Source organism: Brachybacterium sp. (assembly GCF_036379615.1).
Classification (GTDB): Bacteria; Actinomycetota; Actinomycetes; order Actinomycetales; family Dermabacteraceae; genus Brachybacterium.
In genome coordinates this window covers 1-5,338 of sequence record NZ_DASVGJ010000035.1, presented here as the reverse complement: position 1 = coordinate 5,338, position 5,338 = coordinate 1, and the positions used below count along the sequence as shown (strand labels likewise).

At 72.8% G+C, this 5,338-nt stretch carries 5 protein-coding genes; 4 read left to right on the top strand and 1 reads right to left on the bottom strand.

What is annotated here, in order from left to right; translation table 11 throughout:
- From VF289_RS06510 to VF289_RS06500, 3 genes are all read left to right on the top strand, one after another.
- The coding region (locus VF289_RS06510; RefSeq protein WP_330882298.1) for an acetate--CoA ligase family protein at positions 1 to 1,418 on the top strand (1,418 nt) is incomplete at its 5' end.
- 55 nt (positions 1,419 to 1,473) lie between these two features.
- Complete coding sequence (locus VF289_RS06505) at positions 1,474 to 2,049, top strand: DUF5998 family protein (RefSeq protein WP_330882297.1); 576 nt, start codon at positions 1,474 to 1,476, stop codon at positions 2,047 to 2,049.
- Between the two features lie 35 nt (positions 2,050 to 2,084).
- On the top strand, positions 2,085 to 3,230 hold the full coding sequence (locus VF289_RS06500; RefSeq protein WP_330882296.1) for an alkaline phosphatase family protein: 1,146 nt from the start codon (positions 2,085 to 2,087) through the stop codon (positions 3,228 to 3,230).
- Positions 3,231 to 3,309: 79 nt separating this feature from the next.
- Here VF289_RS06500 and sepH read toward each other — a convergent pair whose 3' ends face one another.
- Positions 3,310 to 4,692: a septation protein SepH gene (gene sepH, locus VF289_RS06495; RefSeq protein WP_330882295.1), complete on the bottom strand. Its 1,383-nt coding sequence runs from the start codon at positions 4,690 to 4,692 to the stop codon at positions 3,310 to 3,312.
- A 289-nt stretch (positions 4,693 to 4,981) separates the two neighbouring features.
- Here sepH and VF289_RS06490 point away from each other — a divergent pair, with 289 nt between their 5' ends.
- Positions 4,982 to 5,284: a DUF4193 domain-containing protein gene (locus VF289_RS06490; RefSeq protein WP_330882294.1), complete on the top strand. Its 303-nt coding sequence runs from the start codon at positions 4,982 to 4,984 to the stop codon at positions 5,282 to 5,284.
- The last annotated feature ends 54 nt before the right edge of the window (positions 5,285 to 5,338 follow it).

The following is a 5,338-nucleotide window of genomic DNA, read 5'->3' as shown; positions in this document are numbered from 1 at the left end:
GGATCGCGCGCCGCCTCACCCGCACCACGCCGCTGATCGTGCTGCGACCGCCCGGCAGCGAGTCCCATCGGCCGCCGGGGCATGACGTGCGCACCTCCACCCTGCCGCGCCGCGCCCTGGACCAGGTGCTCGACTCCGCCGGAGTCGTCCAGACCAGGGGAGTGGACCATCTCCTGGACGTGGTCGACGCGCTCAGCCGTCAGGGCCTGCCGCTCGGCCGCCGGGTGGGCCTGCTCTCGAACACCGCGGCGCTCGGCGCCTCCCTGCGCGGCGCCGCCGACCAGGCGGGGCTCGAGGTGGTCGCCGACAATTCCAGCGTCCCGCTCTCGCCCGACGGGCGGCTGATCCAGCGGGCCTTCACCTCGATGGCGGCACCCGGTCACGTCGACCTGGTGATCGCCGGGATCCTGGATCCCCTCACCGGGGACGCCACCGAGATCCTGCGGCAGATGGCGATCGTCGCCCGCCATTCCGAGGTGGTGCTGCTGGTGTGCCTGGTCTCCTCCCGGGAGCGCTTCGACGCCGTGCAGGTCGATGTCCGCGCCGACGGCACCCTGCCGCCCGTGCATGCGACGCCCTTCGCCGTCTCGCGGGCAGCGGCCGGGATGCTCGCGGCCGCCCTGCGCCCGGAGGCCGACGACGACGAGCCCGCCCTGCGCGAGGACGTCGACCGCGCCGCCGCTCGTGAGGTGGTCGAGCGCTGGAGCGCGGCGACGGCCGGGCCCGGGAGGGACCTGCCGGCCGAGGAGACCCGTGCCCTGCTCGCCGCCTACGGGATCGACCTGATGCCCTCGCACCGCATCACGGATGCCGAGGACGCCCTGGTCGAAGCCGCCCGCATCGGGTACCCGGTCGCGCTCAAGAGCACCGACCCCGTGCTGCGACATCGCGCGGATCTCGGCGGGGTGCGGCTCGACATCCCTGACGCCGTGCAGCTGCGCCACGCGGTCGAGAGCATGGGACGGGACCTGTCCTACTCCAGTGCCCCGCTCGAGGTGCAGGCCATGGCCCCGGCCGGGGTGCCGATGGTGGTGCGCAGCGTCGAGGATCGCTCCCTCGGCCCGGTGGTGTCACTGTCCGTCGCTGGAGACGCCACCGACCTGCTCGACGACATCGCCTACGCGATCCCCCCGTTCAGCGAGAGCGCCGCCGCACGCCTGGTGGACGCCCCGGCCTCTGCGGTCAAGCTGCGCGGCACGCGCGGACTGCCTCCGGCGGACAGGAGCGCGCTCGCCGATCTGGTGGTGCGCATCGGCCTGCTCGCGGAGGATCTCCCCGAGCTCGCCTCCCTCGAGCTGTACCCGGTGCTGGTCGCACAGCACGGCACCAGCGTGGTCGGGGCCCGGGCACGACTCGCCCCGGCGCCCAATCGCACCGACAGCGCCCGGCGCACCCTCTCCGGTCCGGCCGGTCTCTGAGGCGCGTCGCTCTCGCCGACGCGTCTCCGTGACTGCGCCGTGGGACAATGCCCGGATGACCACTGCTCTTCCCGCTGACCTCCTCACGGCTCTCGAGACCGCCGGCTATTTCCCGCAGACGGCCGCGCAGAGCCTGGAGCGCTCGTTGCGCAGCGCACGTGCCATCGCCCACCTGGTGCGGCCCGAGACCACCTTCGACGGGCCCGAGGTGCGGCGCCACCTCACCGTCGTGGTCCTCACCAGCACCCATCTGCTCATCACGCATCTCGATGACGATCCTGCCGATGCCCTGAACCCCAGCCAGGTGGTCTCCACCACCGAAAGGATCCGGCTGCAGCGCATCACCTCGACCGGTCTCTCGCAGGTCTTCGACACCGACGGCAAGGGAAGCCCCGGCGCGGAGACCGAGATCACTCTCGGGATCACCTGGGACGGCAGCCGCCGCGTGGACCTCGAGAGAGCAGTCTGCGAGGACCCGAACTGCCAGCTCGACCACGGCTACACCGGGACCATCGCCCCCTCCGACCTCGCGCTGCGGGTCTCGGCCCTGGCGGACGGCGTCGCCGCGGTGGACGAGGCCCTGGCGTTCCATGAGCGCCTGATCGACGCGATCGACGAGGCGGGCGCCTGAGCGGCGGCCCGCCCCGCAACGGCCCAGTGGATCCGGTGAGCGCCCTCGAGGAGTCGGAGGACTCGACCCTCTGGCCCGCCGAGCTGCTGGCGCCACCGTTCGCCGGCGGCGAGCGCCCCGCCCTGCTGGAGGTGATCCCGCCGCTGCTGACGGACCCCGAGCCCGGGCGCGACCTGGTCGTGCTGCTGGACGGGGTCGGGGCGGAGCTGCTCGCCGCGCACCGCTCCCTGACGCCCACGCTGCGACGTGCGGAATCCCAGATCTCCCGCGTGCGCACGGTCTCCCCGGCCACGACCTCGAGCGCGATGGTCTCCCTGCACACGGGGGAGGCGCCGCTGGTGCACGGAGTGCTGGGCTACCTCACGCGCGACCCGAGCACCGGGCGCGCCGTGAACCAGCTCACCGGCGGTCCGGGTGTGGATCCCGAGCAGTGGATGCCCCTGTCCACGCCTGTCGAGCGGGGGTCCCGCCGAGCGGTCCAGGTGGCCCCTGCCAAGCACAAGGGGTCGCACCTCAGCAGGGTCGCTTTCCGGGGCTGGGAGTTCCTCGGCCACGGGCGCGGCGATCGGGTCGAGGCGGTGCGCACCGCGCTCCACCGTGCCGGCCCCGACGGGCTGGTGCACCTCCATGTCGATGACGTCGACCATGCCGGCCACCGGCACGGGGTCGACTCCGAGCAGTGGCGGACGGCCCTGGCGGAGGTCGACTCGCTCGTCGGCACCCTGCTGCGGCGCCTCCCGCGCGGCACCCGGATCCACCTCACGGCTGATCACGGCATGGTGGACACCTCACCGGAGCACACCACCGATCTCGCCGAGCATCCGCAGCTTCTGCGACTGATCGACGAGGTCGCGGGGGAGGCCCGGGCACTCTCGCTCCACACGGTGCCGGGGGAGGGAGCGGACGAGGAGCTCGCCGATTCCCTCACGCGCCTGCTCGGTGACCGGGCGCTCGTGCTCCGGCGATCCCAGGTCCTGGAGGCAGGGCTGCTGGGCCCCGTCGGCATGCCCGTCGTGGAGCGGGTCGCGGCGCGACTCCCGGACGTCCTGGTGCTCTCCACCGGACGCTGGAGCATCGACGACTTCTCACGGCGACCCGAGACCGCTCGCCGGATGATCGGCGTGCACGGCTCGCTCACCCCGGAAGAGGCCTGGGTCCCTCTGCTCCGGACCGTCGTCTGAACGCACCGGAGCCTGAACAGGCTTCCGGCTGCCAGGGCCCGCGGCGGCGCCGCCGGTGCGGATTCCCGGTCGGTGCAGGTCAGTCGTGCTTGGATCCGAAGACGATCTCGTCCCAGCTGGGCATCGAGGCCCGCTTGCTCCGGGGCCGGGGCTTCTTCGCCGGCTTCTCCTCCGGGGCATCATCCTCCGGCGAGGACGGAGCCAGGGGATCGTCGAATCCGGGCAGCGGAGTGAGGTCGACGGTGTCCTGGTAGCCGATCTCCTCGACGGGCGCGGAGACGTGCTCGTCCGCCTGCTGGTCATCGCCCTCGGTCCCGGACTGCTGCGAGGCCTCGGAGGAGTCGGCCGAGCCCGGAGCGTGCTCTGAGCTCGTGGGATCGGCGACCTCGGGCTCGGCGGTCTCGACGTCGAAGAGGCCGACCGAGTGCTCGAGCTCGGCCTCGCGGTCGGGGTCGTCCTCGTGGGTGTCGCTGTCGATGGTCTCGCCGAGGGCGCTCTCGGGGGCCTCGTCCGGCGTCCCGGGGCGCGCGGACCCGGCCGGCGCCGGGGCCTCCGACGCCGCCTCGCCGGCCCCCGCAGCATCGGCCGCATCTGCCGTGTGCTCGGTGGAGTTCGTCGGGGAGTGCTCGGTGGCCTCAGCGTCTTCGGCGGAGTCCTCGAGGCCCGACCAGACGGTCCCGGAGTCCTCCGGGCGCGGGACCGAGCGCAGGCCCCGACGGGCGTTGAGCGCCTCGAGGTCCTCGTCATCGATCACCGAGGGGTGCTCATCGGCCACCGACTGTCGCGGGGGCCAGGTGCGGGTCCGCGGAGCCGTCGCAGGGCCTTCGAGCGAGCCGTCGGCCTCGAGATCGTAGACCGAGCTCTTGACGGCCTGGAGGCGACCGCGGCCGCGGGTGGGCTCGGGCGGGGCGTCCTCGTCGCTGATCCACCGGGCCTCGTCGTCCACCGGCGAGACCGAACGGTTGTCGAGGTCCGCGACCCAGTGCGCCTGACGGGTGCGGCCGCCGGCGGAGAAGGAGAGTTCGAGCGTCCAGGTGCCGTCCTGGCGCCTCCAGGCGTCCCACGCCGAGTCACCGGTGGCCTCGCGGGCGGCGAGCCGCTCGGAGACGACATCGAGCAGCGTCGGGCCACCCCGACCGACGGGGAAGGTGCGTGCCCGCTGGGCGGTCCACTCGCGCTCGGCGAGCACGGGGCCCTCGTAGCGGCGCACATGCTCGAGTGGGATCTCGGAGGCCTCGGCGATGTCCTCCGCGCTGCGTCCGGCGCGGAGCATCGCCTGGATCTCGCGCGGTCGCAGCGGCGCGGCATCCGCGGCCTGGATCATGTTCAGCGCCGGTCGGTCCGAGCGCACCGCAGCGCGCAGGGCCCTGTCGATGCGCAGCGTGTACCGCGCACCGTCGGAGTCGACCAGGAGCAGATGTTCCCCGTCGTCATGGATCCCGTCGAGTTCGAGCTCGCGCATCGTCGTCCTCTCCGTCGGAGCCTGGTCGTTTGCGTGCAGTAAGTCCTAGATCGCGACCATATCGTGCGCCGTGCCCCTCCGCCCGGTCCGACGGGCCGAGAAGGCGGCGTGTTGCCATCCTTTGCACGCAGCGTGTTGTGGGTCGCAGGTCGCTCTGCAATAATGCCGCCGCATTCAGCGTTGACACCCGGGCCGCCAGCACGAGGCCCGCGAGGACACCCCGGCGCGGATTTGCCCCAGGACACCCGGTCGGATCCATCCGACGACAACCAGGAACGGACCGCAGTAGATGGCCACAGATTACGACGCCCCGCGCAAGAACGACGACGAGTCCAACGACGACTCCATCGAGGAGCTGAAGGGACGGCGGAACGAAGCCTCCACCCCGACGGTCGATGAGGACGAGGCCGAGGCCGCGGACTCCTACGAGCTCCCGGGCGCCGACCTCTCCGGCGAGGAGCTGTCGGTGCGGGTGCTGCCCCGCCAGGCCGATGAGTTCACCTGTGCCAGCTGCTTCCTCGTGAAGCACCGCAGCCAGATCGACCACGTCGAGGGCACTCTCATCATCTGCAAGGAGTGCGCGGCGGCCTGACCGTCCCGCCCCCGCGCAGCGCAGCGGCGCCGCCCCCTGATCGGGGGCGGCGCC

Excerpts from the sequence above, each read along its gene's own strand:
- sepH (WP_330882295.1), bottom strand. The coding sequence starts at position 4,692 with ATGCGCGAGCTCGAACTCGACGGGATCCATGACGACGGGGAACATCTG.
- VF289_RS06490 (WP_330882294.1), top strand. The coding sequence starts at position 4,982 with ATGGCCACAGATTACGACGCCCCGCGCAAGAACGACGACGAGTCCAAC.
- VF289_RS06505 (WP_330882297.1), top strand. The coding sequence starts at position 1,474 with ATGACCACTGCTCTTCCCGCTGACCTCCTCACGGCTCTCGAGACCGCC.